At 61.8% G+C, this 26,162-nt stretch carries 35 protein-coding genes; 6 read left to right on the plus strand and 29 right to left on the minus strand.

The window, feature by feature from the left end; genetic code table 11:
• Nucleotides 1-83: 83 nt before the first annotated feature.
• Complete coding sequence (locus SSPSH_RS14280; RefSeq protein WP_021031827.1) at nucleotides 84-749, minus strand: hypothetical protein; 666 nt, start codon at nucleotides 747-749, stop codon at nucleotides 84-86.
• Nucleotides 750-891: 142 nt separating this feature from the next.
• Between SSPSH_RS14280 and lexA the strand changes: the two genes are divergently transcribed.
• On the plus strand, nucleotides 892-1,530 hold the full coding sequence (gene lexA / locus SSPSH_RS14285; RefSeq protein ID WP_006913667.1) for a transcriptional repressor LexA: 639 nt from the start codon (nucleotides 892-894) through the stop codon (nucleotides 1,528-1,530).
• A 50-nt stretch (nucleotides 1,531-1,580) separates the two neighbouring features.
• Here lexA and SSPSH_RS14290 read toward each other — a convergent pair whose 3' ends face one another.
• The 4 genes from SSPSH_RS14290 to SSPSH_RS14305 all read right to left on the minus strand — a co-directional run bounded on the left by SSPSH_RS14290 (nucleotide 1,581) and on the right by SSPSH_RS14305 (nucleotide 4,757).
• Complete coding sequence (locus SSPSH_RS14290) at nucleotides 1,581-2,579, minus strand: OmpA family protein (RefSeq protein ID WP_021031828.1); 999 nt, start codon at nucleotides 2,577-2,579, stop codon at nucleotides 1,581-1,583.
• Nucleotides 2,576-3,004: a hypothetical protein gene (locus SSPSH_RS14295; protein WP_006913665.1), complete on the minus strand. Its 429-nt coding sequence runs from the start codon at nucleotides 3,002-3,004 to the stop codon at nucleotides 2,576-2,578. Before SSPSH_RS14295 ends, SSPSH_RS14290 begins: the two co-directional genes overlap by 4 nt.
• Before the next feature lie 92 nt (nucleotides 3,005-3,096).
• On the minus strand, nucleotides 3,097-3,771 hold the full coding sequence (gene murU / locus SSPSH_RS14300) for an N-acetylmuramate alpha-1-phosphate uridylyltransferase MurU (RefSeq protein WP_006913664.1): 675 nt from the start codon (nucleotides 3,769-3,771) through the stop codon (nucleotides 3,097-3,099).
• Nucleotides 3,768-4,757: an aminoglycoside phosphotransferase family protein gene (locus SSPSH_RS14305; RefSeq protein ID WP_021031830.1), complete on the minus strand. Its 990-nt coding sequence runs from the start codon at nucleotides 4,755-4,757 to the stop codon at nucleotides 3,768-3,770. The genes murU and SSPSH_RS14305 overlap by 4 nt, the downstream gene beginning before the upstream one ends.
• 248 nt (nucleotides 4,758-5,005) lie before the next feature.
• Between SSPSH_RS14305 and SSPSH_RS14310 the strand changes: the two genes are divergently transcribed.
• The 4 genes from SSPSH_RS14310 (at nucleotide 5,006) to rsmA (ending at nucleotide 10,694) form a co-directional block, all read left to right on the plus strand.
• The gene (locus tag SSPSH_RS14310) at nucleotides 5,006-7,378 is read left to right on the plus strand and encodes an LPS-assembly protein LptD (protein ID WP_021031831.1); all 2,373 of its coding nucleotides are present in this window, start codon (nucleotides 5,006-5,008) and stop codon (nucleotides 7,376-7,378) included.
• Nucleotides 7,375-8,796, plus strand: a complete 1,422-nt coding sequence (locus tag SSPSH_RS14315; RefSeq protein ID WP_021031832.1) for a peptidylprolyl isomerase — start codon at nucleotides 7,375-7,377, stop codon at nucleotides 8,794-8,796. The genes SSPSH_RS14310 and SSPSH_RS14315 overlap by 4 nt, the downstream gene beginning before the upstream one ends.
• Nucleotides 8,797-8,802: 6 nt before the next feature.
• A complete protein-coding gene (pdxA, locus tag SSPSH_RS14320; RefSeq protein WP_006913660.1) occupies nucleotides 8,803-9,804 on the plus strand; it encodes a 4-hydroxythreonine-4-phosphate dehydrogenase PdxA in 1,002 nt (333 codons plus the stop codon).
• Between the two features lie 98 nt (nucleotides 9,805-9,902).
• Nucleotides 9,903-10,694, plus strand: a complete 792-nt coding sequence (rsmA, locus tag SSPSH_RS14325) for a 16S rRNA (adenine(1518)-N(6)/adenine(1519)-N(6))-dimethyltransferase RsmA (RefSeq protein ID WP_006913659.1) — start codon at nucleotides 9,903-9,905, stop codon at nucleotides 10,692-10,694.
• An 8-nt stretch (nucleotides 10,695-10,702) separates the two neighbouring features.
• Here rsmA and SSPSH_RS14330 read toward each other — a convergent pair whose 3' ends face one another.
• The gene (locus SSPSH_RS14330; protein WP_152522834.1) at nucleotides 10,703-12,556 is read right to left on the minus strand and encodes an EAL domain-containing protein; all 1,854 of its coding nucleotides are present in this window, start codon (nucleotides 12,554-12,556) and stop codon (nucleotides 10,703-10,705) included.
• 869 nt (nucleotides 12,557-13,425) lie between these two features.
• Here SSPSH_RS14330 and SSPSH_RS14335 point away from each other — a divergent pair.
• Nucleotides 13,426-14,265 (plus strand): symmetrical bis(5'-nucleosyl)-tetraphosphatase, encoded by an 840-nt coding sequence (locus SSPSH_RS14335; protein WP_006913657.1) that lies wholly within the window; start codon nucleotides 13,426-13,428, stop codon nucleotides 14,263-14,265.
• On the opposite strand, the gene SSPSH_RS14340 is transcribed toward SSPSH_RS14335, so the two are convergent.
• The 23 genes from SSPSH_RS14340 to rplV form a co-directional block, all read right to left on the minus strand.
• Nucleotides 14,262-15,353, minus strand: coding sequence for a DUF481 domain-containing protein (locus SSPSH_RS14340; RefSeq protein WP_006913656.1), 1,092 nt, complete (start codon nucleotides 15,351-15,353; stop codon nucleotides 14,262-14,264). The two genes, SSPSH_RS14335 and SSPSH_RS14340, sit on opposite strands and share 4 nt — an antisense overlap.
• 102 nt (nucleotides 15,354-15,455) lie before the next feature.
• Nucleotides 15,456-15,857 carry a 50S ribosomal protein L17 gene (rplQ, locus tag SSPSH_RS14345; RefSeq protein WP_006913655.1) on the minus strand — a complete coding sequence of 134 codons (402 nt, stop codon included), beginning with the start codon at nucleotides 15,855-15,857 and terminating at the stop codon, nucleotides 15,456-15,458.
• Nucleotides 15,858-15,891: 34 nt separating this feature from the next.
• Nucleotides 15,892-16,878 carry a DNA-directed RNA polymerase subunit alpha gene (locus SSPSH_RS14350; RefSeq protein WP_006913654.1) on the minus strand — a complete coding sequence of 329 codons (987 nt, stop codon included), beginning with the start codon at nucleotides 16,876-16,878 and terminating at the stop codon, nucleotides 15,892-15,894.
• Nucleotides 16,879-16,914: 36 nt separating this feature from the next.
• Nucleotides 16,915-17,538 carry a 30S ribosomal protein S4 gene (rpsD, locus tag SSPSH_RS14355; RefSeq protein ID WP_006913653.1) on the minus strand — a complete coding sequence of 208 codons (624 nt, stop codon included), beginning with the start codon at nucleotides 17,536-17,538 and terminating at the stop codon, nucleotides 16,915-16,917.
• A gap of 37 nt (nucleotides 17,539-17,575) precedes the next feature.
• A complete protein-coding gene (gene rpsK / locus SSPSH_RS14360; protein WP_006913652.1) occupies nucleotides 17,576-17,980 on the minus strand; it encodes a 30S ribosomal protein S11 in 405 nt (134 codons plus the stop codon).
• 33 nt (nucleotides 17,981-18,013) lie between these two features.
• A complete protein-coding gene (gene rpsM, locus SSPSH_RS14365) occupies nucleotides 18,014-18,370 on the minus strand; it encodes a 30S ribosomal protein S13 (RefSeq protein WP_021031834.1) in 357 nt (118 codons plus the stop codon).
• Between the two features lie 122 nt (nucleotides 18,371-18,492).
• Nucleotides 18,493-18,609 carry a 50S ribosomal protein L36 gene (gene rpmJ / locus SSPSH_RS18535; protein ID WP_006913650.1) on the minus strand — a complete coding sequence of 39 codons (117 nt, stop codon included), beginning with the start codon at nucleotides 18,607-18,609 and terminating at the stop codon, nucleotides 18,493-18,495.
• 75 nt (nucleotides 18,610-18,684) lie between these two features.
• The gene (gene secY / locus SSPSH_RS14370; protein WP_006913649.1) at nucleotides 18,685-20,043 is read right to left on the minus strand and encodes a preprotein translocase subunit SecY; all 1,359 of its coding nucleotides are present in this window, start codon (nucleotides 20,041-20,043) and stop codon (nucleotides 18,685-18,687) included.
• 2 nt (nucleotides 20,044-20,045) lie between these two features.
• Nucleotides 20,046-20,474, minus strand: a complete 429-nt coding sequence (rplO, locus tag SSPSH_RS14375; RefSeq protein WP_006913648.1) for a 50S ribosomal protein L15 — start codon at nucleotides 20,472-20,474, stop codon at nucleotides 20,046-20,048.
• Between the two features lies 1 nt (nucleotide 20,475).
• On the minus strand, nucleotides 20,476-20,661 hold the full coding sequence (gene rpmD / locus SSPSH_RS14380) for a 50S ribosomal protein L30 (protein ID WP_006913647.1): 186 nt from the start codon (nucleotides 20,659-20,661) through the stop codon (nucleotides 20,476-20,478).
• A 13-nt stretch (nucleotides 20,662-20,674) separates the two neighbouring features.
• Entirely contained in the window at nucleotides 20,675-21,184 is a 510-nt protein-coding gene (gene rpsE, locus SSPSH_RS14385) for a 30S ribosomal protein S5 (RefSeq protein WP_006913646.1), read from the minus strand.
• 14 nt (nucleotides 21,185-21,198) lie between these two features.
• Nucleotides 21,199-21,555 (minus strand): 50S ribosomal protein L18, encoded by a 357-nt coding sequence (gene rplR, locus SSPSH_RS14390; protein ID WP_006913645.1) that lies wholly within the window; start codon nucleotides 21,553-21,555, stop codon nucleotides 21,199-21,201.
• A gap of 45 nt (nucleotides 21,556-21,600) precedes the next feature.
• Nucleotides 21,601-22,131 (minus strand): 50S ribosomal protein L6, encoded by a 531-nt coding sequence (gene rplF / locus SSPSH_RS14395; protein WP_006913644.1) that lies wholly within the window; start codon nucleotides 22,129-22,131, stop codon nucleotides 21,601-21,603.
• A 32-nt stretch (nucleotides 22,132-22,163) separates the two neighbouring features.
• Nucleotides 22,164-22,559, minus strand: a complete 396-nt coding sequence (gene rpsH / locus SSPSH_RS14400) for a 30S ribosomal protein S8 (RefSeq protein ID WP_006913643.1) — start codon at nucleotides 22,557-22,559, stop codon at nucleotides 22,164-22,166.
• A gap of 24 nt (nucleotides 22,560-22,583) precedes the next feature.
• Nucleotides 22,584-22,889: a 30S ribosomal protein S14 gene (gene rpsN / locus SSPSH_RS14405; RefSeq protein WP_006913642.1), complete on the minus strand. Its 306-nt coding sequence runs from the start codon at nucleotides 22,887-22,889 to the stop codon at nucleotides 22,584-22,586.
• A 22-nt stretch (nucleotides 22,890-22,911) separates the two neighbouring features.
• The gene (gene rplE / locus SSPSH_RS14410; RefSeq protein ID WP_040608321.1) at nucleotides 22,912-23,472 is read right to left on the minus strand and encodes a 50S ribosomal protein L5; all 561 of its coding nucleotides are present in this window, start codon (nucleotides 23,470-23,472) and stop codon (nucleotides 22,912-22,914) included.
• A 21-nt stretch (nucleotides 23,473-23,493) separates the two neighbouring features.
• Nucleotides 23,494-23,823, minus strand: coding sequence for a 50S ribosomal protein L24 (gene rplX, locus SSPSH_RS14415; RefSeq protein ID WP_006913640.1), 330 nt, complete (start codon nucleotides 23,821-23,823; stop codon nucleotides 23,494-23,496).
• Nucleotides 23,820-24,185, minus strand: a complete 366-nt coding sequence (gene rplN / locus SSPSH_RS14420; RefSeq protein WP_006913639.1) for a 50S ribosomal protein L14 — start codon at nucleotides 24,183-24,185, stop codon at nucleotides 23,820-23,822. The genes rplX and rplN overlap by 4 nt, the downstream gene beginning before the upstream one ends.
• 9 nt (nucleotides 24,186-24,194) lie before the next feature.
• Nucleotides 24,195-24,503, minus strand: a complete 309-nt coding sequence (gene rpsQ / locus SSPSH_RS14425; RefSeq protein WP_006913638.1) for a 30S ribosomal protein S17 — start codon at nucleotides 24,501-24,503, stop codon at nucleotides 24,195-24,197.
• A gap of 13 nt (nucleotides 24,504-24,516) precedes the next feature.
• Nucleotides 24,517-24,705: a 50S ribosomal protein L29 gene (gene rpmC / locus SSPSH_RS14430; protein ID WP_006913637.1), complete on the minus strand. Its 189-nt coding sequence runs from the start codon at nucleotides 24,703-24,705 to the stop codon at nucleotides 24,517-24,519.
• 8 nt (nucleotides 24,706-24,713) lie between these two features.
• On the minus strand, nucleotides 24,714-25,127 hold the full coding sequence (rplP, locus tag SSPSH_RS14435) for a 50S ribosomal protein L16 (protein WP_006913636.1): 414 nt from the start codon (nucleotides 25,125-25,127) through the stop codon (nucleotides 24,714-24,716).
• Nucleotides 25,128-25,133: 6 nt separating this feature from the next.
• Nucleotides 25,134-25,814, minus strand: a complete 681-nt coding sequence (gene rpsC, locus SSPSH_RS14440) for a 30S ribosomal protein S3 (RefSeq protein ID WP_006913635.1) — start codon at nucleotides 25,812-25,814, stop codon at nucleotides 25,134-25,136.
• 12 nt (nucleotides 25,815-25,826) lie between these two features.
• Nucleotides 25,827-26,159, minus strand: a complete 333-nt coding sequence (gene rplV, locus SSPSH_RS14445) for a 50S ribosomal protein L22 (RefSeq protein WP_006913634.1) — start codon at nucleotides 26,157-26,159, stop codon at nucleotides 25,827-25,829.
• Between the last annotated feature and the right edge of the window lie 3 nt (nucleotides 26,160-26,162).

The raw sequence follows: 26,162 nt of genomic DNA on the forward strand, positions 1-26,162 counted from the left end.
CTTCGCCGCTTAAGTGAACGGCATTAGGCCGGAAGCCGGGCTTTTTAACTACGCCGCTATGGCGTTAATACAGCAACGTCCGCTTACGAAGCGTTGCTGTCGGTGCTACCGGGCGTAACCTCGGCGGCTGCCGACGGCGCCGGCGCGCTCGCTTTCTTGGTGGTGCGCTTGCGCGCGGTGGCAGTGCCGGATTTGGCATTCGACGCGCTGGCCGTGCTCTTGCGAGTCGACGCGGTCTTACGCTTGGTGGCCGTCGTCTTGCTCGCGGCAGTCTTGCCGCTCGCGCTCGTCGTGGCCTTCTTGGCGCTGGCTGTCTTGCGGCTGCTCGAAGCACTGCGCTTGCGCGTTGCAGACGCTTTCTTCGACGTATCGCCGGAGAGCTTGCCAATCACCGACTTGTAGCCGCTGGTGACAACGTTGCTCAGCTCGTTCGTCGTCTGTACCAGCAGGTCTATGGTGTCCTTGTAGGCCGACACGATCTGATCGCGGCCATTGGGCACATAGGCTTGCGGGTTGTTGGCGATCTTACGAACGCCGTCGGTACGCGCCTTGTCGAAGCTCGACTTGGCAGCGGCAAAAATGTTCTTGGCAGCACCGATCTCGGTGTTGGCCAAGGTCTGACCGTTCTTGGTGACGACACCGACAGCCTTGCGCTGGGCGTCGAAATAGGCCTTGAACGCGTCCTGATAATTGCGACCGGCGGTACCGACGCGATTACGGACATCCGAGACGATTTCCTGAATCTTCATGGTTGGCCCTCTCACAATAAGTTCTTTTCGTTTGCTGCGTCGCAGCATACGGATACCTTAACGCGCGTGTTGCAGCGCGTCAAACATGGGCCATAGCACGAATTCATTGCGCATAACCAGTGCAACTGGATATCCTTACACAATGAACGAGCTCACTGAAAAACAGCGCCGGGTATATGCCTTCATCCGCGACACGATCGCCGAACGGCATACGCCACCCACTCGCGCGGAGATCGCCGAGGCGCTGGGTTTTGCGTCGGCGAATGCAGCCCAGGCACATCTGCGCACGCTCGAGCGCAAGGGATTCATCGAACTCAACGCCCGATTGAGCCGCGGCATCCGCCTGACCGCCACCGACGATGCACCCGAGCCGAGCGATGTGGAAGCAGGTCACGCCTTGAATCTCGCCGTCATAGGGCGCGTTGCAGCCGGCGCGCCGCTGCTGGCCGTGGAGCACGTCGAACGCCATTGCGAGGTCGACCCGGCGCTCTTCGCGCGCACGCCCGATTACCTGCTGCGGGTCAGCGGCGACAGCATGACCGGCGTGGGTATATTCGATGGCGATCTGCTGGCGGTCGCCCAGGCAAGCGAAGTACGTAACGGCCAGGTCGCCGTCTTCCGTGTCGAAGACGAAGTGACGGTAAAACGCTTTGCGCGTGACGGACACACCGCACGGCTGCAGGCCGAAAATCCGGACTACGACGACATCATCGTCGATACCCGGCGCGAATCCCTGGCCCTGGAAGGCATCGCCGTGGGCGTGATTCGCAACCTGCAGTAAGTCTATGTTCGTACGGGCGCGCCGGCCGCGCACCCGCTAGCCGATGAAGGTTATGACCCCGACCGTGCGCGCCGTGCTTCGGGGCTGTCCGGGCCGGGGACGATTACAGCCTCGATGCGTCGATTGGCACGCCGCCCTTCAGCTGTATCGTTTGAAGCCACCGGGCGCGTGTCGCCAAAGCCGCGGGCACCGATGCGACGCGCCGGAATGCCGTTTTCGACCAGCTGCTGGGCAACGGTACGCGCCCGTGCTGCGGAAAGCGCGAGATTGAAGGCACGGACCTTGTCTTCGCGGGTGGGCGCCTGTTCTTCCAGCCCCGGATTGGCGGCCACGAATCGATCGATCGACTCGGACGATGGGCCCACGTTGTCGGTATGCCCGAAGATCGCCACGCCCACGGTTGGATGCGCCTTGAGCAGTTCGGCAAGCTGGCGCACCGTCGCCTGGGATTCGGCTTTTATGCGCGCGGTGCCGGTTTCGAAGGAGACATCGCCGAACTGATCGGGCACCACTTTCTGCCCGATCAGCTCGCGATCGGCCGCCGAAATCGGGCGCACCGCGCCAGCGGCTGCCGAGCCCGCGCTTTGTTCGGGCTCGCGTGCCTTGAGCTTGTCGTTGACAGCGATAAGGGTTTCGAGATTGATCTCGCGTATCGCGGTATAGCGCGCAATTTCGGCCAATCGTTGCGCCCGATGCGCCTGTTCAGCCACCTCGGCAAGCTTGGCATTGTCCGGACGCCGTTTGTTGGCAAGCGACTGCCAGCCCTGTTCGGCCTCTTCCAGGGCGCTGCGCGCGCCTGCGAGCTCGTCCGAACCGTAGTTGTCGACGTCACGCTGTGCCTCGGCCGCAGCCACGGCATCGCGTGCATCTTCGAGCGGCTCGAATTGGGCCTCACCGTCTTGAACCCGCTTGATCTGGCTATGCCAGGCGGCATTCTGGGCGTTGATCCCGGTCAGCGCCGGGCTTGGCGGCACCACGTTGGTTTCGAACACCGAACAGCCGGCGATCAGGGGCGCCAGACCCAGCGCAATCATCCAGGACTTTTTCATGGCGAGGCCTCCGTCTGCGCGGCACCCGAGCCATCGAGCTGACCCTGCAGTTCTGCAAGCTTGGTCTGTACAGCCTTTGCCTGGGTCTGGGTCAGCGCGGAGCGGGCATCAAGCTCGGCGGCTTCAACCAGCGCTTCCACGCGGGCCCGCTCGGTGTCGCTGAGCTCTCGATTGGCACGCGCTGCGCTATAGAGAATATCGCGTGCGGTGGCGATACGCCGGCGCGACGCATCGACGACACGCGGCGCAAAGGTATCGGCCTCGGCTGCGCGTGCCTTGGCCAGCGCCTGCTCGGCGGGCGCCAGTACGCTTTCATCGGGCGCGCTGGGCGATACCACCGTATTCGATGCGCACCCGGCGCTCGCGAGGATCAAAAGCCCGGCAGCCAGTGCGCGGATTAGAGGATTCGACGTACTCGCCGGCATGCGGCTTCTCCATTATCTTTGACGGTGCGCTCGACCCATTCAGCCCATCCGGCCAGAGCGGCAAGCCCGGGATTCTAACAGCGCTTTCGGTATCAGCCACGTACAGCCGTACGGCGAGCCGCCTCGAGCGCACTCGGACGCCCAACATCGATCCAGGCGCCGCGATGATGCTCGCCGCTGGCCCTGCCCTGATCCAGCGCTTCGCGTATGACCGCAGAGAGCGCAAAGCGTTGCGTCTCGCGCGCGGCAAAACGGGCCGGATGGAATACACCGATGCCGGCATAGGTCAGGCGCGGCCCGCGATCGATCAGACGGCCATCGACCAGACCGAAGTCGCCGTGTTCGTGATGCGCCGGGTTATCGACCAGCACGCAGTGCACATCGGCATCGGCACGGTCGCGCAGTCGAGCATAGTCGTAATCGGTAAAGACATCGGCGCTGATCAGCGCAAACGGTGCATCACCGAGCAACGGCAAGGCACGCCGTACGCCACCGCCGGTATCCAGCTCGCCGGGCGTTTCGCGGCTGTAGTGCAACCGCAGCCCCCAGGCACTGCCATCACCCAGCGCGGTCACGATCTGTTCGCCGCGATAGGCGACGTTGATCACCACGTCTTCAAAGCCACCGGCGGCGAGTGCATTCAGATGATGGCCGATCAGCGAGGTCTGGCCGACTTCGATAAGCGGCTTCGGCATCTCGTCGGTGAGCGGGCGCAGGCGCTCGCCGCGACCGGCGGCAAGAATCATCGCTTTCATCGGCACGCTCATGGCGCAGATCGGGCCAGCAACGGCGCCAACCCGGCCAGCGGCTCGTATTCGGCCACGACCGGTTCGAGATAACGCACGAATCGCGGCGTATCGGCCAGATAGCGCGGTTTGCCGTCGCGATGGGCGATGCGTGCAAAAATGCCCAAGACTTTCAGATGGCGTTGCGCGCCCATGAGCGCGAGATCGCGCTTGAATACATCGAAATCGTCGCCGACCGGAATACTGCGCTCGCGCGCGGCGTCCCAGTAATGCCGGACCCAGCCTTCGATTCGGTTGGCCGGCCAGCTGATGAAGGCATCACGAAACAGACTGGCGAGATCATAGGTCACCGGCCCGTAGCGCGCGTCCTGGAAATCGAGGACGCCCGGCAGCGGGTGGCTGATCATGAGGTTGCGCGGCATGTAGTCGCGATGCACATACACCTGCGGCTGGGCGCAGATCTCGTCGAGCAGGAATATGAATGCCCGGTCGATATCGGCCTGCTCTGCCGCGGTCGGCGTATAGCGCAGATGGCGTGCGAGATACCAGTCGCGAAACAGCTCCAGCTCCGCTGCGAGCGTGGCACGATCATAGTCGGGTAGTACGCCGGGCGCGCTGGCCTGCTGCCAATCGATCAACGCGCCGCTGGCTGCGCCGAACAGGGCGTCGGCATTGTCGGCATCGAGCACGTCGAGAAAGGTACGCGTGCCCAGATCGGAAAGCAGCAGGAAGCCGCGTTCGTAGTCGCTCGCCAGAACGCGTGGCACGTTCAACCCGGCCTCGGCCATCAGTTCGGCGATACGCACGAACGCCGGGTTATCCTCGCGCTCGGGCGGCGCATCCATGGCGATATAGCTGGCCGGCGCGGCGCCGTCGTGCACCTCGGCACGAAAATAACGACGAAAGCTGGCATCGGCAGAGGCCACGGTCCAGGTCGGCGTTGCGCCGAGTTGTTGCTCGACCCATGCTTCGAGCGCTGCGCGGCGGACATCGGTTACATGCGTCATGCCACGTGCTCCCGGCGCCGGCGCGCGCGTTGTTTTATTGCGGGTATTCGACGGGGTGCGCATAATCGGGCGAACTTGGGGGTTCGCTCGCGAACACAACCGCTTTCTGCGGCGCTGCGCCGTGGCCACTGCCGCGCCTGCCGCCGTGTCAAAGGGTAAGACATCCCGCCGTGATTCGTATCGCTGTTCACTATTGTCGTTTCGGTGCTGGTCGTTTGGGTGCTGGCTGTTCGCAGAGCCACGCCGCCTTGTCGCGTGGGCGCTTTGCGCTACGCTTGCCGACGGTGACGCCGCTCGTGGTGAGCGTGTCCCTGGCCTGTGCGGGCGCGCTAGCGGCCAAGCCTAGCATTGCCGCCGAGATGGGGTGTGCCGTGAACACCCCGCCGATCGCCCTGCCCGAGCCGAGCGCGGATTCCACGCTCATCGCCGATCAGGCCAGCCTCCAGAACGAAGTCGCCGAAGCGACCGGCAATGTGCGACTCGAACGCAACGGCCAGGCGCTGGAAGCGCCGTTCGTACGCTACAACCGTAATAGCGGCCGCGCCGAGGCACGCGACGGGCTGCAATATTATCGCCCCGGGTTGTTCCTGACAGCCGATAACGGCGATGTACTGATCAACGACGAAACCGGCGAATTCAACCAGGCGAACTACTCGGTACTCACCAACGGCGGGCGTGGCCAGGCCGCGACCGTGAACGCACTCGGTGCAGGCCGCTTCGAGTTGACCGACGCGAATTACACCACCTGCGACGGCGAAACCAAGGCCTGGCTACTGTCTGCCGATCGTATCGAGCTGGATCGTACCAGCGGTCGCGGCGAAGCCTTCGACACGGTCATGCGCTTCTATGGCGTACCGGTGTTCTACTCGCCCAATCTGAATTTCCCGATCGACGACAAACGCCATACCGGCGTGCTGCCGCCGACGTTCGGCAGCTCGAGCGATTCCGGCTTCGAACTGGCCGTGCCCTACTACTTCAATCTGGCGCCCAACTACGACGCGACCATCGTCCCGCGTGTGCTCGCCAAGCGTGGCGTGCAGATCGGCGGGCAGTTCCGCTATCTGTACGAACACCATCGCGGCGAGTTCGACGGCGAGTATCTGCCCAGTGATAACGAATACGACGACGACCGCGCGCTGTTCCACTTCGAGCATATCGGCCAGCTCAGCCCGAATGTCGGCATCGAGGCCAACTACAGCCGCGTGAGCGACGACGAATACTTCGACGACCTCAGCAACGGTCTGGCCGGCACATCCACCTCCCAACTGGAACAGGCCGTGCGCCTGACCGCAGTCGACACGGGCATCCGCTTTACCCTGCTCGCACAGGATTTCCAGACGCTCGACGATTACGACGACGACAACGACAATCTCGACCGCGCCTTCAGCAACGACCCGTACAAACGCATGCCCCAGGCACGCCTGGAAATGCTTACGCCCAGCGCGCCGTTCCGAGTGGGGCTGGATGCCGAATTCAGCAATTTCCGGCGCGACGACGATATCGACGCCTTTCGCACCGAAGCCCGCCCGCGCCTGTTGTGGGGCATGGATCGCGGCGGCTGGTATGCCAATAGCGAAGCATCCTATCGCCTGACCCGTTATGACCTGCGCGGCTTCGACGACGCCGAGAACTTTACCCGGGCCGATACCGGTGACGATGACGTGATCACCCGCGACATCCCGCAGTTCACGCTCGGCAGCGGCCTGCGTTTCGCGCGCACCTTCAACGACGGCTGGGTTCAGACGCTGGAGCCGCGAGCGCAGTATCTCTATACCGGCTACGAGGATCAGTCAGATATTCCGATCTTCGATTCCGGCGTGGCGGATTTACACTTCGACCGCCTGTTTTCCGATAACCGCTTCGTCGGCTCGGACCGTATCGGCGATGCCAACCAGCTCACCCTCGGCGTGTCCTCGCGCTTCATCGAGCCGGAAAGCGGGCGTACCGTAGCCAAGGTGGATTTCGGCCGGGTCACCGGTTTTCGCGACCTTCGCGTGAACATGCCGTCGAGCGGCGAAGTCGGCTACGGCGATCGCGGCTCGGACTATGTCGCCGGCCTGGAACTGCGTCCGACCGAGCACATCACCGCGCGCACCACGCTTCAGTACGACCCCGACGATAGTCGCGTGAATCGTGCGGTCGCGACGGCGAGTTATCGCACCGACGCCGGCTACCAGTTCGATATCGGCTATCGCCGCTACCGCGATTATCGGCCGCTGCGCGAAGTCGCGCGTATCGACGACGACAACACGCAGACCACACTGGTGCCGGGCGCCTACGAAGATCTGGAGCAGACAGCGGTCGGCCTGCGCGCACCCGTGACCGAAAATCTGGACGTGCTCGGGCGTTGGAACTACTCGCTCGAAGAGAGTCAAAACGTCGAGACGCTGGCCGGTTTCGAATACCGCCCCTCTTGCTGCTGGGCGGGGCGCGTAGCCTGGCGGCGCTATGTCGCAGACGACGACGGCAGCATGGATACCGCGATCATGTTTCAGTTCGTACTCAATGGCCTCGGCCAGTTCGGCGACACGGTGCAGTCATTCGTCGATGAAGACGTTTACGACGATGAAGACCGTGGCCGCAGCTCGAGCAGCTCTTTTGATACCATCCGCTTCCCATGAGATATCTCCTCGTAACGGGCCTAGCGCTCGCGATCACGCCATTGGCGTTCATCTCGCTGCCGGCAGCAGCTCAGAGCCTGGGTTTTCCCGACGATTACTCGCTGATGAGCCGGTCGTCCGACCGCACCGACGCCGCGCCCGCTACGCCCAGCGCGCAGACGCTGGACGAGATCGTGGCCGTAGTCGGCGAAGGCGTCATTCTGGAAAGCGAACTTAATCAGGCGGTTGCACGAATTCGTGCACGCGCCGGTGGGCGCGCCGATCAAATGCCGCCGAATATCCTGCGTTCACAGGTACTCGACCAGCTCATCATGCAGCGCCTGCAGGTACAGCGCGCGCAGGAGCGTGGTGTCGAGATCAGCGAGCAGGAAATCGACGACGGCATCCGTCGTATCGCCCAGCAGAACAACATGAACATGCAGCAGTTCACGCGCGCGGTCGCCGCGGACAGCATGACCATGGACCAGCTGCGCGCGCAGATTCGTGAAGAACTCATGGTCAGCAAATTGCGGCGCCAGGAAGTGATGTCGAAAGTCGCAGTCAGCGACGAAGACGTCGATCGCTATCTGGAGAACCAGTCGTTGCGAAACGCGCAGGATCGCGAATATCGCATTCGCCATATCCTTATGCCCATCGACCCGGGCGCGGATACGGCCACAATCGAAGCCACTCGCGATCAGCTTGAAGCGCTGCGTCAGCAGATCGTCGACGGCGATGCCGACTTCGCCGACGTGGCAGCCGCGCATTCCAAGGGCGAAAACGCACTCGATGGCGGCGATATGGGCTGGATGGAAGGCGACTACCTCACCCGTACGTTCCGTGATGTCGTACCGACCCTCGCGCCGGGCGAAACCAGCGAGGTATTTCGCGATGACCGGGGCTTTCACCTCGTCCAGGTCGAAGATGTCCGCGGCAACGACTCGCTGGCTAATCAGCCGAAAGTCATGGTCGAGGAAGTCCAGACCCGTCATATCCTGCTCAAGCCCAACGAAATCCGCGACAACGAACGCACCCGCGAACTCGCCCGCCAGATTCGTGAACGTCTTGAAGCCGGCGACGACTTCGCCGCCCTCGCGCGAGAATATTCCGACGATAGTGCGACCGCCAATCAGGGCGGTGACCTGGGTTGGGTACAGCCGCAGCAGCAGCGTCTAGACCCCGTCACCCGTCGTCAGCTTGAAGCGCTTGCCCCCGGCGAAGTCAGCCCGGTTTTCCAGGCAGCCGACGGCTACGAAATCCTCAAGGTGACGGATCGGCGCAAGCGCGACCAGACGCGCGAGGCCGCGCGCGAGCGCGTGCGGCGCACGCTCGGCGAGCAGAAGTCGGTCGAGGAAGGCGAGCTGTGGCTGCGCAAGCTGCGTGACGAAGCCTATGTCGACGTGCGCATGCCCGGTTATCAATCCACCGACGGTGGCTAGGCGGACTTGAGCACCACCGCCCGTCTTGCCTTCACGCCCGGAGAACCCGCGGGCATCGGCCCCGATCTGGCGGTTCGTATCGCACAGCGCGCACAAGCAGCCCAGCTGATCGCGGTCGCCGATCCCGATATGCTCAAAGCCCGTGCTGAATTGCTCGGGCTGCCGCTTACGCTCGAAACCATCGATTACGCCGCGCCGCCGCGTGCGCTGCCGGCCGGTACGCTGGGTATCGATCCGATACGGTGTGCCCATCCGGCGCGGCCTGGCGTACTCGATCGTGATAACGCCCGCTATGTGCTCGATACGCTCGATCGCGCTGTCGATCTCTGCCGCGACGGGCAATGCGCGGGCCTTGTGACCGGGCCTGTGCACAAGGCCGTGATCAACGATGCCGGCATCGTGTTTTCCGGACATACCGGCTATCTCGCCGATCGATGCGCGAGTGACGCGCCCGTGATGATGCTGGCAACCGACGACGGCGCATTACGCGTCGCGCTCGCGAGCGTGCATATCCCGCTGGCGGCAGTACCGGCCGCGCTCACGCACGAATCGCTCACCCATACGTTGCGCGTAACCGACCACGCGCTACGCGAGCGCTTCGGTATCGCCCGGCCACGACTGTTGGTCGCCGGTCTGAACCCGCATGCGGGCGAAAACGGCTATCTCGGGCGTGAGGAAATCGATGTCATCACCCCGGTCCTCGAGGCCGAACGAGCACGCGGACTCGATCTCGTCGGACCCTTGCCCGCCGATACACTATTTACGCCGCATCGTCTGGCCGGCGCCGACGCCGTGGTGGCGATGTATCACGATCAGGGCCTGCCAGTGATCAAGCACCTGGGGTTCGGGCGCACGGTCAATATCAGTCTTGGGCTACCCATTGTGCGCACCTCGGTCGACCACGGCACCGCGCTCGAGCTTGCCGGTGGCGACTCGGTCGATTACGGCAGCCTGCAGGCGGCCATCGACACGGCCCTACACATGACAGCGGCCGGGCGTACAAACTAGCGCCCTACACAGCGCTCGGGCTCGCCGGGCGCGCAATTCTTGGCCGGTGCTCGATGTGCCCCCGGCACAGCAGTCATCGCCCCCTTCGGAATTCGATCATGGCCCGTAAACGATTTGGACAACATTTTCTGCACGAGCGCGGCGTTATCGATCGTATCGTGAGCATGCTTGCGCCCGCCGCCGACGATGCGCTGGTCGAGATCGGCCCCGGCCAGGGCGCGCTGACCGAGCCCTTGCTCGAACGAGTAGATCGGCTGAGCGTGATCGAGATCGATCGCGATCTGATCGCCGAGCTCGAATCGCGTGCCGCACGCGATTCGCGGCTCGAGGTGATCGCCGGAGATGCACTGCGTATCGACTACGCGGCACTGGCTGAACGCCGCGGCCCGCTGCGGCTGGTTGGCAACCTGCCCTACAACATTTCGTCGCCGCTCTTGTTCGCCTTGCTGGGCAGCGCCGCGCCGATTATCGATATGCATTTCATGCTGCAGAAAGAAGTCGTCGATCGCATGACTGCCGAACCTGGCAGCCGCGACTACGGCCGCCTCACTGTATCCGTGGCGGCGCGCGCGCATGCACAGGCGTTGTTCGATGTCGCGCCGGGCGCGTTCAATCCGCCGCCCAAGGTGATGTCGTCGGTGGTGCGCGTTACGCCCCGCGCGCCGGATTTCGAGATCCACGACGGCCAACTCTTCGACCAGCTGGTCACGGCCGCTTTCAGCCAGCGGCGCAAGACGCTACGCAACGCCCTCGGGCGCTTTCTCGACGCGCAGGCGATCGAGGCCTGCAATATCGATCCCATGCTGCGACCCGAGCGCCTGGCGGCCGCCGATTTTGCACGTCTGGCCAATCGCGCCAGCAAGGAAAAGCGCGCTGGGTCCACGGATTGAGCCCGCTGCTAGATCGGATGCGTACTGCAACGCGTGAGTAGCCGCGCGAAAGCCCGCGGCGAGTACAGCGCCTTCTCATCGTCGCTGAACCAGAGCACGCGGTTGTGATTGATCAGACGCGCCAATGGTTCGGGATCGGCGACCGGGCCCAGCAGCACCGGGCACTTCAACTGTTCGATACGTGCGAACCACGCCTCGATATCGGGCCCGATTTGGGCCGCATCGATACAGGCGACATCGCAATCCGCCGGCACAGGCTTGTCATGATCGGCAAGCGTGAGCGCTCGCCGCACCGGCAGCGAACTGTGTGCGACGCGGCGCGAACGCGCGCTGATCAACCGTAGAATCAGATCGTTCGGATCCCGATCGGTACGCCGTAGCGCGTCACGCCAGACCGCCTCTGCATCGGCGAATGCGAGCATCGCGCTCGGGATCGGCAACACGATGGGCACGGTATTGATTTCCAGCGTGCGCCAATTGCTGTGCAACAAAGAAAACCGCCGCGCGATCCATTGCGTGAACGCGCGCAGCGCGCCCTTCTGCTCGGCCAATCGGGTGAGCGTATCGGCGTCGACCAGCCGCGTTTCCGGCGTACGCCAGGCAAGCGCGGCACAGGCGCCGGCCAGGACTTCGCGATTCACATCGCGCCAGATCGGATAGAAACGTAAATCTAGCGTGGCATCGCCCAAGTGCGGCTCGGCGTCCAGTCGTGGCGCGTGCAGTTCCGCCTGGGCAGGCGTTACGACCGTACTCGCGCGCTCCGACGCCGTTGCCTGCGCATCGGGCATCGGCCGGGGCGAGCGTGCGGGCGCCTCTGGTTTCGGCGTAGTTTCCGGTGCAGTTCCGGGCGCCGCGGGCTCGTGCTGCGGGTTCAAGGCCTCACGCTGAGTGGGCTCTGGCTTTTGTGGCGCCGCAGTCGAAGGCTCGGCCTTTACTACGGCCGGCTCCGAGCTCGGCGTTGCTGGCTTTTGCTGGGAGGCTGGTGCAGACGCCGCAGGCGGCGTGCGCACTGCAGAGGGGGAAGCGGGCTGGGACTGGGATATCGACGCCGACGCGGGGCGATCCGGCGCGACCGCTTTTCCGGGCGGCGCGGATACTGACTCGCGCGCGGCGGCACTGCTGCGCACGGGGCGGATCGGCTCGAACTCGTCGCCACCGGCTTCCTTGGCCCGGCCTCGCGTGAAACGCGACAGTGGCGAACGCGGGCTGTCGGGCGCCTCTTGCGTCGCGGGCGATGGTCTGCGCACATGCGCCGATGCCACGGGCGCCTCGTTTCGCGACGATTCTTGACGTTGCGTCGCGCCGGCAACCAGAGCTCCGACCAGGCCAACGAGACCGGCCAGCAGCGTGGTCAGCCAGATGATCAGGCCGACCCCAGCGTGCCCGAACACCTTGAACCAGCCAACACCGAACTGTGCATGACCGACCACCGAGGTATTGCCGGGGCCGTCAAGCGTGCGAACTGTCTCTGCCGATTCCAGGCGATAGTCCCAACCGCGCAAGCTTCTCGCCGTGCCAGCGCCGAGAAAGCCGAAACGATTCGAAAATCGCCCCCGCGAAACGAGTGTTACGTGGTCGGCGTTACGCACGGTCACGTAGTTCAATCCCAGTTCTGGATCAGCCACCAACGACTGCGTTGCCTCGATCAATCTGTTGGGGACGCGGTCCTGGCGAATATGGCCAGCCGTCGCGGCCGTGATCGCGTCGCCGGCCTCAGCAAGCGCTTGCGTACGCGCAGCACTCACCAGCTGAATGGTTTTCAGCCCACCATAGCCAACCAGAACCAGACAGAGCGCCGCCAATATGAAGAGGGCGTAGCGGGGCGTTGTGCCGGCATCGTCACCTGCAGCAAACATATTCACCCGTTACTATCCGTTGCGGCGACTGCGGTAACCGCCGGCCGGTGAGTCGTGGTTGTTCGTGCACCATCGGTATTGGAATGACGTAACCCGCGGGAATAGCGATCATGATCGCGACCGGTCGCCCGTACACCCAGGGGCCGGAGGAGCGTAGCCAGCGCACCGATCAACCCCAGCTGTCGAGCGGGCACCTGCCCGGCGCCTGCGGGCACGACCTTGCAGCATGTATATCGTGTGTTCATGACCCTACCTATCAAGCGCACTGCTATCGCGCACCCACACCGCGCACCGGCGCATGAGCTCGCGGGCGACCCGACGATCTGCCCTGCCAGCGCACGCAATCGCTCCACGACATGGGCACCGGATGTGTCGCGCGCTCAGATATACGCACTTTGCGAGCGTCGCCCTTCTCAACAGTAGCAGAATGGAACTTTTTACGATTCAGTTCTTTACCTTCTATCAAGCGGATACAGGGTAGCCCGCTGCACAGCCGGCCGGCCAGTTGTGAGCGTTATGTGCAGCGCGCGCCACCGCCTGCATGACATCGCCGTGCCGGGCATATGATCAGAGATATCGGCACAAACCCGCTCGAGTTGACCGCTGAGGCCGAATTCACGCGTGCCGCACCCTCTGCGCCGGTGTGGTCACCCCGCCCCTTTACTCGTCGTCGCGTCGCGACCAGCCACACGCGAATACGGTAAGCCAACGTATTGGCAGACTGACGGCGAACATGCCTCGTCTTCATTCTGCTGTGGCTAGAACCCGCCTCGATCCGATTTATGCGCGTCGGAAACGCATGCCAACTCGCCGCCGATGACCCGACGACAGCATCGTGGCTATACTGTGTGCTTTCTCCTTTTTTGCGGTGAATCTTGGCGACTTTCTGTATCGGCGACATCCACGGTGCCCGATCCACACTCGACCGACTGCTCGACCGCCTCCACACCATCGATGACCAGTGTCGCCTCTGGTTCGTGGGTGACCTCGTCAATCGCGGACCGGACTCGCTCGGCGTCCTGCGCCGCGTTCGAGACCTCGGCGAGCGTGCAGTGACCGTTCTCGGTAATCATGACCTGAGTCTGTTGGCTCTCGCTCAGCGAGACGACGCAGCCGCCACGGCCAAGAAGGGCCTGCGCGAAATATTCGAAGCGCCAGACGGCGATACGCTACTCGAATGGCTACGTCATCGCCCGCTAATGCATCGCGATGAATTGCTGGGCTGGACCATGGTGCATGCCGGCATTCCGCCCCAATGGACGATAGCCGAAGCGCAGGCCCGAGCCCGGGAACTGGAATCCACCCTACGCGGGCCCGCGCATGCCGAATTTCTTGCCGGGCTATACGGCAATACGCCGACGCACTGGAATCCGGAGCTTGTCGGGCTTGCACGCCTGCGTTATATCGCCAACGCGCTAACGCGCCAACGCTTCATCGCGCCGGACGGCGGCCTGGACATGGACTACAAGAAGACGCTCGCCGACGCGCCCTCAGGTCTCGTGCCCTGGTTTGCCTGGCCGGAACGCGCGGCCGCTAACGAGCGCATTGTGTTCGGGCACTGGTCTGCGCTCGAGCGTGTCGCCTGGCCAGAGGACCGGGTATGGGGCATCGATACCGGCGCCGCCTGGGGTGGCCAGCTAACCGCCTTGCAACTGGACGGCGCCGCGCCGCGCCTCGTTCAAGTCGAGGCGGGCGCGTCCGAAACAAGTCGCTAGAAGTTACGCAAGACGCCGAAGTTATAGGTCGTATCGAGATCTTCCACGCCCGGCTCGGGATTGTTGTTGTACTTATGATCGAGCCCGGCGCGCAGGCGCCACACGTCGCTGTTGGCAATCGGCAATTCCACGCCCAGCGCCGATTCGAGAATGAAGTTCTCGCTCGGGCTGTTGGTCACTTCGGGATAAGCGGTGAACTCGTGAGTCAGCGTAAGCCACTCACCGACGAGCTGCGCATAGTCCCAACCGGCCGAAAAGATGAGCTCGCTGTTGTTGCCGCCGTCGGTGTATTTCTCATACTGATGGCCTATACCACCACGCACCTTGAAAGTTAGGCGATCGCGACGCGCGAGAAAATAGCCCGGGCCGATCAACGTGCGTGAACGCAGATCAATATCCTCGAACTCGTCTTTCTCCAGTTCCTGCTGCAAGAACCAGAACAAACGCTGCGTCAAATCATCTTCGAAGCGCGCCTCGCCGAGATACTCTTCGGAGGTCGTTTCGTTGTCTTCTTCCTCCCGGTCTGCCGACGCCGACAGCGACAACCGCGTGCCGCCAGTATTGCGTAACGCCGACACGCGGGTCAGCAACGAACTGGTATCGGTGTTGCCCGATTTACCGTTTAGCGCGACTTCTGCGCTGCCCGACCAGTAATCCCCATTTTCCGGCGGCAGACTGTCCGCATTGGGCAGTTCGTAGTCATCTTCGTCCTGCTGCGCATCGACAACCGCCGGCGCAATCTCTGCGATATCATCGAGCGTCAGGCTCTCATTACCTGCGTCATCGCCGATATCGATTCGCTGGGTGTGCGGCTGCGCGTCGTACGCAAACCGCGCCTCGGTCTGGCGACCGCTGCTCAACAGCACCTTCAACGTATCGTCGCTTGCCAGCCCCTCGATCTGGTTCCGACTGATCGTTAGCGAATCAGCAAACGCGGTATCCATCATTATGCTGTCTGCTGACAACGACACAATCTCGCCGTTGATCCGGCTGCCGTCTTCCAGATACACGGTGTCGGCAAATACCGCCGGCGCGACGCAACACAACGCGGCGGCCCAGCCCCCGCGAACACCCAATTTCAAGCCCATCCGAACTCCCCCAAAGGAACAAGCCACATTATTGCAGCGCGGCATATTCTACCCACAAAAAAGCCGGCCCGAGGGCCGGCTTTTCAACGCTTGATGGAAACCTCAGGCTGAGGCTTCAAGCGTCTCGTCTTCGTCGTCTTCGATGACCGGTCGATCCACCAGTTCGACATACGCCATGGGCGCATTGTCGCCCGGACGGAAACCGCACTTGAGGATACGCAGATAGCCACCCGGACGCTGCGCATAGCGCTTGCCGAGTTCGCCGAAAAGTTTGCCGACTGCTTCCTTGTCCCGCAGACGCGCGAAGGCAAGACGACGATTGGCGACGCTATCGGTCTTGGCAAGCGTAATCAACGGCTCCGCAACGCGACGCAATTCTTTCGCTTTCGGCAGCGTGGTGCGAATCAGCTCGTGCTTGAACAGCGACGACGACATATTCTTCATCATGGCCGCGCGATGGGAAGATTCGCGCCCCAGGTTAGTACCGCTCTTGCGATGACGCATAGCTTTGTCCTTAGTCTATATTCGCGAAAAAACGCTAGGCTTTTTCGAGTTCGGCCGGCGGCCAGTTCTCGACCGTCATACCGAGTTTGAGGCCGTGCTCCGCCAGAACTTCGCTGATTTCGGTCAGCGACTTCTTGCCGAGATTCGGAGTGCGCATGAGCTCGGTTTCCGTGCGCTGGACCAGATCACCCACGTAATGGATGTCTTCTGCCTTGAGGCAGTTGGTCGAGCGAACCGTAAGCTCAAGATCCTCGATCGGCTTAAGCAACGTCGGATCGGTTTTGCCGGTTTCGCCCTTACGGGTCGACTCCTTGCGCGCCTCCAGATCCACGAACACCGAAAGCTGATCGTAGAGCGTGGCAGCCGCCGTACGGACCGCGTCTTCCGGCTCTACGCTGCCGTTCGTCTCGATATCGAGAACCAGTTTATCGAGGTCGGTACGCTGCTCGACGCGCGCACGTTCCACCGCATAGCTCACGCGACGGATCGGACTAAAGCTCGCGTCCAACCGCAAGGCGCCAATCTCGCTCGCGCCCGTGTCTTCTTCGCCCGGCTCCGACTTGCTCTGAGCGGGCTGATAACCACGACCACGCTCGACCTTCATGCTCATCCGCAGCTCGCCGCTGGTCAGATGCGCGATCACAAGGTCCGGATTGACGATTTCGACGTCGTGATCCGTGCTGATGTCGCCTGCCGTAACCGGGCCTTCACCACTTTTATGGAGATGCAACTCGGCTTCGTCACGCGAATGCATACGCACAGCCACGTTCTTGAGGTTAAGCAGAACGTCAATGACGTCCTCCTGCATACCCTCAACCGTCGTGTACTCGTGCAGCACGCCATCGATCTTTACTTCGGTGATCGCTGCGCCCGGGATAGAGGACAACAGAATCCGCCGAATAGCGTTGCCGAGCGTATGGCCATAGCCACGCTCGAGCGGCTCAAGCGCGATCTTGGCGCGCCGCTCGTTTGCCCGCTCCACCTCGACCAGGCGCGGTTTCAGCAATTCACTGGACTGCATAATGCAAATACCTCTTGCTGTCTAAGACAGCGCCTATTACTTCGAGTAAAGCTCGACTACCAGATTCTCGTTGATATCCGGCAACACCTGATCCCGATCCGGAACCGCTTTGAAGGTACCCTTGAGGCCCTTCTCGTCGACTTCGACCCACTCGCTTAGTCCGAGCTGGGACGCGACTTGGAGCGATTCGATGATGCGCGGCTGATGCTTCGCGCGATTACGGATGGCGACCGTATCGCCCACCTTCACTTCGTAGGACGGGATATTGACCGGGTAGTCGTTGACCGCAACCGCCTTGTGATTGACCAGCTGACGCGCTTCGGCGCGAGTGGAGGCAAAGCCCATGCGATAGACGACATTGTCGAGCCGCGTTTCCAGCTGCTGCAACAACACTACACCGGTCGCACCCTTGTTTTGCGCGGCCTTCTTGTAGTAGTTACGGAACTGCTTTTCCAGCACGCCGTACATATGCCGCAGCTTCTGCTTCTCGCGCAGCTGCAGGGCATAGTCCGACAGGCGCTGACGGCGCTGGGTGCCCTGGGCGCCCGGCGGCGTATCGATCTTGCACTTGCCTTCAAGCGAGCGGCCGCGCCCTTTGAGGAACAGGTCGGTTCCTGCTCGGCGCGAAAGCTTGCATTTCGGTCCTGTGTACTTAGCCATTGTTCTCTACCTGTTCCGGTTCGATCGCCCGAGCGCGCTAGACGCGGCGCTTCTTGGGCGGACGACAACCATTGTGCGGAATCGGGGTCACATCGATGATGCCGGTAACCTTGAAGCCAGCGCCGTTGAGTGAACGCACCGCCGCTTCGCGGCCCGGCCCAGGCCCTTTGACGCGCACCTCGAGATTTTTCACGCCGTACTGTGCCGCGCCTTCGCCTGCACGCTCAGCAGCGACCTGCGCTGCGAACGGCGTGCTCTTGCGCGAACCCTTGAAGCCACAGCTACCCGAAGTGCACCACGACAACACGTTGCCTTGACGGTCGGAGATCGTGATGATCGTGTTGTTGAAGGTGGCATACACGAACGCGATACCGTCCGTGACGTTGCGGCGTGCGCGCGCTTTGCGCGTACGAGATGCTGTGGAAGACGTGCCTGTCGCCATAAAGCGTTACCTGTACTCTCGTGCGAGAACGAACTAGCGGCGGATGGGCCGACGCGGGCCCTTACGCGTGCGCGAATTGGTTTTGGTACGCTGACCACGCACCGGAAGACCACGACGATGACGCAGGCCGCGGTAGCAGCCCAAGTCCATCAGTCGCTTGATGTTCATGGAGATCTCGCGGCGAAGGTCGCCCTCGATCGTGTACTGCTGCACCTGTGCGCGCAGCGCCTCGACCTCACCTTCGGTGAGATCCTTGATCTTGGTGTCGGTCGCCACGTTCGAGGCTTCGCAGATTTCGCGAGCCCGCGTGAATCCGACGCCGTAAAGCGATGTCAACGCCACTACCGCATGCTTGTTGATCGGGAGGTTAACTCCAGCGATTCGCGCCATTCGATTGATCTCCCAGCTACCGGGCAATGGTTGTCGCCAGCGTCAGAGCGCTAAGCGAATATTCAACCGTGGAAAAGCCCGCCAATATAGCCTTTCTGTTCTGTGATTACAAGGTTTTTCGACTAACCCTGGCGCTGCTTATGGCGCGGGTCGGTCGAACAGATCACCATCACAGCGCCGTTACGCCGGATGACTTTGCAATTGCGGCAAATTTTCTTAACCGATGCTCTAACTTTCATGTCCTACCTCTGACATCTCGCCGACCGTAATCAGCGGTCGGTGGTGTAATCGTTGTTGCGCTTGTGACCGACGGGCTAGCGGAGCATGCCCGCGCCGGCACCGCCACGGCCTTGTGATTTCAGGTTGTTTTTCTTCATCAACCCTTCGTACTGATGCGACATCAGATGCGCCTGCAGCTGCGCCATGAAGTCCATGACGACAACCACAATGATCAGCAGCGAGGTACCGCCGAAATAAAACGGCACGTTGTACTGAAGAATCAGCAACTCGGGAAGCAGACAAACCGCAGTCACATAAACAGCGCCGGCCACGGTCAACCGGGTCAGCACTGTATCGATATAGTTCGCCGTCTGAATACCAGGACGCACACCCGGAATGAACGCGCCGGACTTCTTCAGGTTATCTGCCGTCTCACGCGAATCGAATACGAGCGCGGTATAGAAAAAGCAGAAGAAAATAATCATCAGCGAATAGAACAGCACATACAGAGGCTGTCCCGGCGCAATGGCATTCGATACCCAGTTCGCAACCGAACCACCTTCACCCAGAAACCGCACCACAGTGGCCGGGAATAGAATGATGCTCGACGCGAAAATCGGCGGAATCACACCGGCCATATTGAGCTTGAGCGGCAAGTGCTGCGTCTGCGCTGCGTACATCCGTCGCCCACGCTGACGTTGCGCGTGATGTACGGGAATACGCCGCTGTGCGCGCTCCACGAACACCACGAACGCAAGCACCGCCATGGCACCGACGAACAACGCGATGACAAAGAAGACACTCAGCTCACCAGTACGCACCAGGTCGAGCGTGCCGCCAATAGCCGACGGAAGCCCGGCGACGATGGCCGCGAAGATCAGCATCGAAATACCGTTCCCGATACCGCGTTCCGTAACCTGCTCGCCAAGCCACATCAGGAACATCGCGCCCGTCGTCAAACAGACGGCGGTTGTAAAGATAAACGCGAATTCACTCGTACCGCTTTGGGCGATACCCTGATTCCATAGTGCGATGCCTGTCCCGATAGACTGGAACGACGCCAGGGCAACCGTTCCGTACCGGGTGTACTGCGTGATCTTGCGGCGCCCGGCTTCGCCTTCTTTCTTGAGGTCTTTCAGAGCCGGTACGGTCGCTGTCATCAACTGCATGATGATCGACGCCGAAATATACGGCATCACGCCCAGCGCGAATATCGACAGACGCTTCAGCGCACCACCGGTAAACATCACGCCCACGTCGAGAATCGTACCCGCCTGTTGCTCGAACAGACGCGCCAGCTGCGCCGGATCGATACCCGGCACCGGGATGAACGTGCCGATACGAAAAACGATCAGCGCACCCACCAAAAACAGCAGGCGCTGACGCACTTCCGTGAGGCTACCCGAGTTCGGGTTGAAGCCGCCGGGCGCTGCAGTGTTGGGCCGCTTCGCCATGATTACTCGGCTACGCTGCCGCCGGCCGCTTCGATCGCCTTGGCGGCACCAGCCGTCGCGGCGACGCCCTTCAAGTTGACCGCGACGGTGACTTCACCCGTCGCGATCACCTTAGCGCGACGCGCGTCGCGCGACACGATCCCAGCCGCTTTCAAAGCCGCGAGATCCACGTCGCCTTCGAGACGGTTCAAATTATCGAGACGGACTTCGGCCGGCGCATTCACCGGGCTGCGAAAGCCGCGCTTGGGTACGCGGCGCTGAAGCGGCATCTGACCGCCTTCGAAACCGACCTTGGTATAGCCGCCGCTACGCGCCTTCTGGCCCTTGTGACCGCGGCCCGCGGTCTTGCCGAGGTCCGAACCCGGACCGCGACCGACACGCTTGCGCTCTTTGCGCGCGCCGTCGTTTGGCTGAAGATCGTTGAGTTTCATCCTAGGACTCCTGGATCGCGAGCATGTCGACGATCTTGTTGATCATGCCCCGGTTTTCCGGCGTGTCCGCCACCGTCACCTGATGATGCATCCGACGCAGACCAAGACCACGCACGCAGGCGCGATGACGCTTGACCCGACCGATCGGACTCTTGATGAGTTTGATCGTAATTTCTTTGTTGGCCATCTCGCGCTCTCCGTTAAGCCGTGATTTCTTCGACCGACTTACCGCGCTTCGCCGCAATGAACTCGGGATCATGCATTTCGCGAAGCCCGTTGATCGTCGCGCGAACAAGGTTGATCGGATTACGCGAACCGTAGCTCTTGGCGAGGACGTTGCTCACGCCTGCGACCTCGAACACGGCGCGCATGCCGCCACCGGCGATCACACCCGTACCTTCCGAGGCCGGACGCATAATCACTTTGGTCGCGCCGTGGCGGCCGATGATGGCGTGCTGGAGCGTCGAGCCGTCCTTGATCTGGACACGGATCATGCTTTTGCGCGCGGCTTCCATCGCCTTGGCGATCGCCAGCGGCACTTCGCGTGCCTTGCCATATCCGAAGCCCACACGGCCCTCGCCATCGCCGACGACCGTCAGTGCAGTAAAACCAAACTGACGACCACCCTTGACGACCTTGGCGACGCGATTGACGGTGATCAGCTTCTCGAGCAGATCGCCTTCGGTGCGTTGTTCGTTACGTGTTGCCATTGCGAAAAATCCCGTTAGAACTGCAGGCCGCTTTCACGCGCGGCATCGGCGAGCGCCTTGACTCGACCGTGATAGGCGAAACCCGAACGATCAAAGGCAACGGCGTCGACGCCAGCAGCCTTGGCACGGTCGGCGATAGTCCGGCCAATGACACGCGCAGCGTCACAGTTGCCGGTTTTGCCGCATTCTTCGCGCAGCGTCTTCTCGACGGTAGACGCGCTCGCAACGGTGCGAGAGCCGTCGGGCGCGACGATCTGTGCGTATATATGCTGCGGCGTACGGTGTACGGACAAACGGTGCGCGCCGAGGTTGCGCATGTGCATGCGGCCTCGACGGGCGCGGCGCAGTCGCGAAATCGTTTTCTTGTGCATGGCGTAATGAATCTGTTGTTGGCGGTAAATGAAACCAGCCGTTGATTACTTCTTCTTCGCGTCCTTACGAACCACGCGCTCATCGGCGTAGCGTATGCCTTTGCCCTTGTAGGGCTCCGGCGGACGGAAGTGGCGGATTTCAGCAGCGGCTTGACCCACCACCTGCTTATCCGCGCCGGTAAGAACGATTTCCGTATTGCTGGGCGTGGCCACCGTGACGCCCTGGGGCATCTTATAGGCGACCGGGTGCGACAGGCCAAGCGACAGGTTGAGCGTATCGCCCTGCGCCTGTGCGCGATAACCCACGCCGACCAGCTCGAGCTTACGCTCGAACCCTTCGCTTACACCCTTGACCATGTTGGCCACCGTGGCTCGCACGGTGCCGGCCATGGCCATGTTGGGCTTGCGACCGGTCGGCTTGGCTGTGGCCTCGCCGTCGGCAACTTCTACATCGACGCCGTCCGGCAGACGGAAGACCAGCTCTCCGTTCTTGCCCTTGACCCGCACGTCGCGTGCAGCGACATTGCATTCCACGCCGCTGGGCAGGCTGACCGGGGCCTTAGCTACTCTGGACATATTCGAACTTCCTGTGCTTTGCTCGACGCGCCTTACGACACGTAGCAGAGAATCTCGCCGCCGTGACCCGCATCGCGCGCTGCGCGGTCGGTCATCACGCCTTGCGACGTGGACACGATCGAGATGCCGAGACCGCCAACTACCGAAGGCACATCTTTCTTGCCGCGGTAGATACGAAGACCCGGCTTCGACACGCGCTCGATATGCTCGATCACGCCATGTCCCTGGAAGTATTTAAGCTCGACGCGCAGGCGCGGCTTACCCTCCAGCTCAGTGGTCTCGAATCCGGAGATGTAGCCCTCTTCCTGCAGAACCTGGGCGATCGCCAGCTTCAACTTGGACGAGGGCATTTCGACGCTTTCCTTGTCTGCCGACTGCCCGTTACGAATACGGGTCAACATGTCGGCGATAGGGTCAGTCATACTCATGCGTACCGATACCTTTTCTGTGGCCTACCAGGAGGACATTACGAGACCGGGCACTTCACCGCGCATTGCGGCTTCCCGCAATTTATTACGCGAGAGCCCGAACTTGCGGTAAACACCGCGCGGACGACCGGTCGCCTGACAGCGACGCGTTACCCGGGTGGGGCTGGCGTCACGCGGCAGAGCCTGCAGTTCCTGCGCGGCAGCGAAACGCTCTTCAGGCGTCGCCTCCGGGTCGTTGATACGTTCCTTGATCGCAGCGCGCTTTTCGGCGTATTTCGCCACCAGCTTCATACGCTTACGATCGCGGGCGATCATGCTTTTCTTTGCCATACTTTGGGTCTCCGGAGCCGGCTTACTTGCGAAACGGGAAGTTAAACCCGTCAAGCAGGGCCCGCCCCTCTTCGTCGTTCTTTGCCGAGGTCGAGATCACGATATCCATACCGCGCAGCGCATCGACCCGGTCGTAATCGATTTCCGGGAACACGATCTGTTCACGAATACCGAGGCTATAGTTGCCGCGACCGTCGAACGAACGCGGGTTCAGGCCGCGAAAATCGCGAATACGCGGCAGCGACACGTTCACGAGACGGTCCAGAAATTCGTACATCTGACGGCGACGCAGCGTGACCTTGCAGCCGATCGGCCAGCCTTCACGGATCTTGAAACCTGCGACCGACTTGCGGGCGCGGGTCATGACCGGCTTCTGACCGGCGATCTTGGCCATATCCGCAATCGCCGATTCGATCACCTTGCGATCGGACACCGCCTCGCCAACACCCATGTTAAGGGTGATCTTGGTCACGCGCGGCGCAGCCATCGGGCTGGTGAAGCCGAACTGCTCCATCAGCTTCGGGACGATCTGATCGGTGTACACCGATTTCAAGCGCGCCGGATGTTTACTCGTATTTTCCATGGCGTTTTCCATGTCATTCACCTACGCGTCGACCACTTCGCCGGACGACTTGTAGATACGAACCTTGCGTCGGTCCGCACCTTCGCCCAGCCACTTGAAACCGACCCGCTCACCCTTCTGGGTGTCCGGGTTGTACAGCATCACGTTCGAGATATGCAGCGGCATCTCGCGTTCTTCAATGCCACCCTGGATGCCCTGATTGGGATCCGGGCGCACATGCTTTTTGGCGATGTTGATGCCGTCGATCACGATCTTGTCGCCCAGCACACGGTTGACCGTGCCGCGACGACCGCGATCCTTGCCACTAATGACGATCACTTCATCGCCACTACGAATCTTTCTGGAGCTCATAGAACCTCCGGCGCAAGCGAGATGATGCGCATGAACTTCTCACGCAGCTCGCGCGTGACCGGCCCGAAGATACGGGTGCCGATCGGCTCATTGTTGTTGTTGAGCAGCACGGCAGCGTTATTGTCGAAACGGATCAGCGACCCGTCGTTGCGACGAACACCGTGACGCGTACGCACCACGACTGCATTCATCACTTCGCCTTTCTTGACGCGACCACGCGGGATCGCGTCCTTGACGCTGACCTTGATGATGTCGCCAACGCGCGCGTAACGACGATGCGAGCCGCCCAGCACCTTGATGCACTGGACGCGGCGGGCGCCGCTGTTATCGGCTGCATTGAGTACCGATTCTGTCTGGATCATGGCTGTCGTTTATCCTGCGGTATCGAATTCGCCGGCCTTCTCGACCACGCGCCGCAGCGACCACGCCTTGCGGCGCGACACCGGGCGGCCTTCTGCGATTTCCACGAAATCACCCACCTGACAGGTGTTTTCGGGATCGTGCGCCTTCAAACGCGTGCTGCGACGCATGTACTTGCCGTACAGCGGATGCTGCGTGCGCCGCTCGATAAGCACCACGATGGTCTTGTCCATCGCGTTACTCACGACCTTGCCGGCCAGTACGCGCTGACGCTTTTCCTGCTCGGCGGCGGTGTTATTGGTTTCGCTCGTTTCGCTCATGGCTCAACTGTTCCTATTTGCCGGCTTCGCGCAGCACAGTCTTGATGCGCGCGATGTCACGACGAATGACGCCGAACTGATGGGTCTGCGCGAGCTGCCCCGTGGCCTGCTGCATGCGCAGATTGAACTGTTCGCGACGCAGCGACAGCAGCTCTTTCTCCAGTTCTTCGGCCGATTTCTCGCGCAATTCTTTCGCTTTCATCTTCGCCTCTACAGAATCTTGCGTTCGACAAAGGCCGTCTTCACCGGCAGCTTCGAGGCCGCCAGACGAAATGCCTCCTGGGCAACTTCGCGGCTGACGCCTTCCATTTCATAGAGCATGGAGCCGGGCTGCACCTTGGCGACCCAGAACTCGACGTTGCCCTTGCCCTTACCCATACGAACTTCGATGGGCTTCTTGGTGACCGGCTTGTCCGGGAACACACGGATCCAGGTCTTGCCGCCACGCTTGATATGACGCGTCATGGCACGACGAGCAGCCTCGATCTGACGCGCGGTCAGACGACCCCGCTCGACCGCCTTCAGGCCATACTCGCCAAAGCTGACCGCGTTACCACGCTGGGCCAGACCGCGGTTACGGCCTTTCTGGACCTTGCGGAATTTGACTCGTTTCGGTTGCAACATCGCTGTTTACCCCGCGGCCGCGCCGGTATCGGCGGGCTTTTCTTCGATCTTGGGATCGGTATCGAACACTTCGCCCTTGAAGATCCAGACCTTGACGCCGAGCACGCCGTACGTTGTCTTGGCTTCAGCCAGGCCGTAATCGATGTCGGCACGCAGCGTATGCAGCGGCACGCGACCGTCGCGATACCACTCGGTACGCGCGATTTCGGCACCATTCAAGCGACCGGCGACGTTGACACGAATACCACCGGCGCCGAGGCGCATCGCATTGCCGACCGCGCGTTTCATCGCGCGCCGGAACATGATGCGGCGCTCAAGCTGCTGGGCAATATTCTGGGCCACAAGCAGGGCATCAAGTTCCGGACGGCGAATCTCTTCGACCGACAGATGAACCGGCACGCCCATACGCTCGGAGACTTCCGCGCGCAGCTTATCGATATCCTCGCCCTTCTTGCCGATGACGATGCCCGGACGCGCCGTATGAATCGTGATCCGGGCGCTACGCGCCGGACGATCGATCTGGATACGGCTGACCGAGGCATGCGCCAGCTTTTCGCGAATGAAATCACGGATCTCGAGATCCGTATTCAACGCGTCGCGATAGCCGGCGTTCTCGGCATACCAGCGCGAGCTCCACTCGGACGTGATACCGAGACGGAAACCGACAGGATGTACTTTATGACCCATATCTTTATCCGATTACTTGTCTGCGACGCGAATCGTCACGTGACTCGTACGCTTGAAAATCCGATCGGCACGACCACGAGCACGGGGCTTCATGCGCTTCATGGTCGGACCTTCGTCGACCATGATCGTCGCGACCTTGAGCTCGTCGATATCCGCGCCTTCATTGTGCTCGGCGTTGGCCACGGCCGACTCGAGCACCTTGCGCACGATATGTGCGGCCTTCCTGGAAGAGAACTGCAGCGTCTCCAAGGCGCGCTCGACCGGCATACCCCGAACCTCGTCGGCGACGAGACGGGCTTTCTGCGGCGAGATACGCGCGAAACGAAGTTTGGCGAACGATTCCATATT

It is taken from the genome of Salinisphaera shabanensis E1L3A (genome assembly GCF_000215955.2).
Lineage (GTDB): Bacteria > Pseudomonadota > Gammaproteobacteria > Nevskiales > Salinisphaeraceae > Salinisphaera > Salinisphaera shabanensis.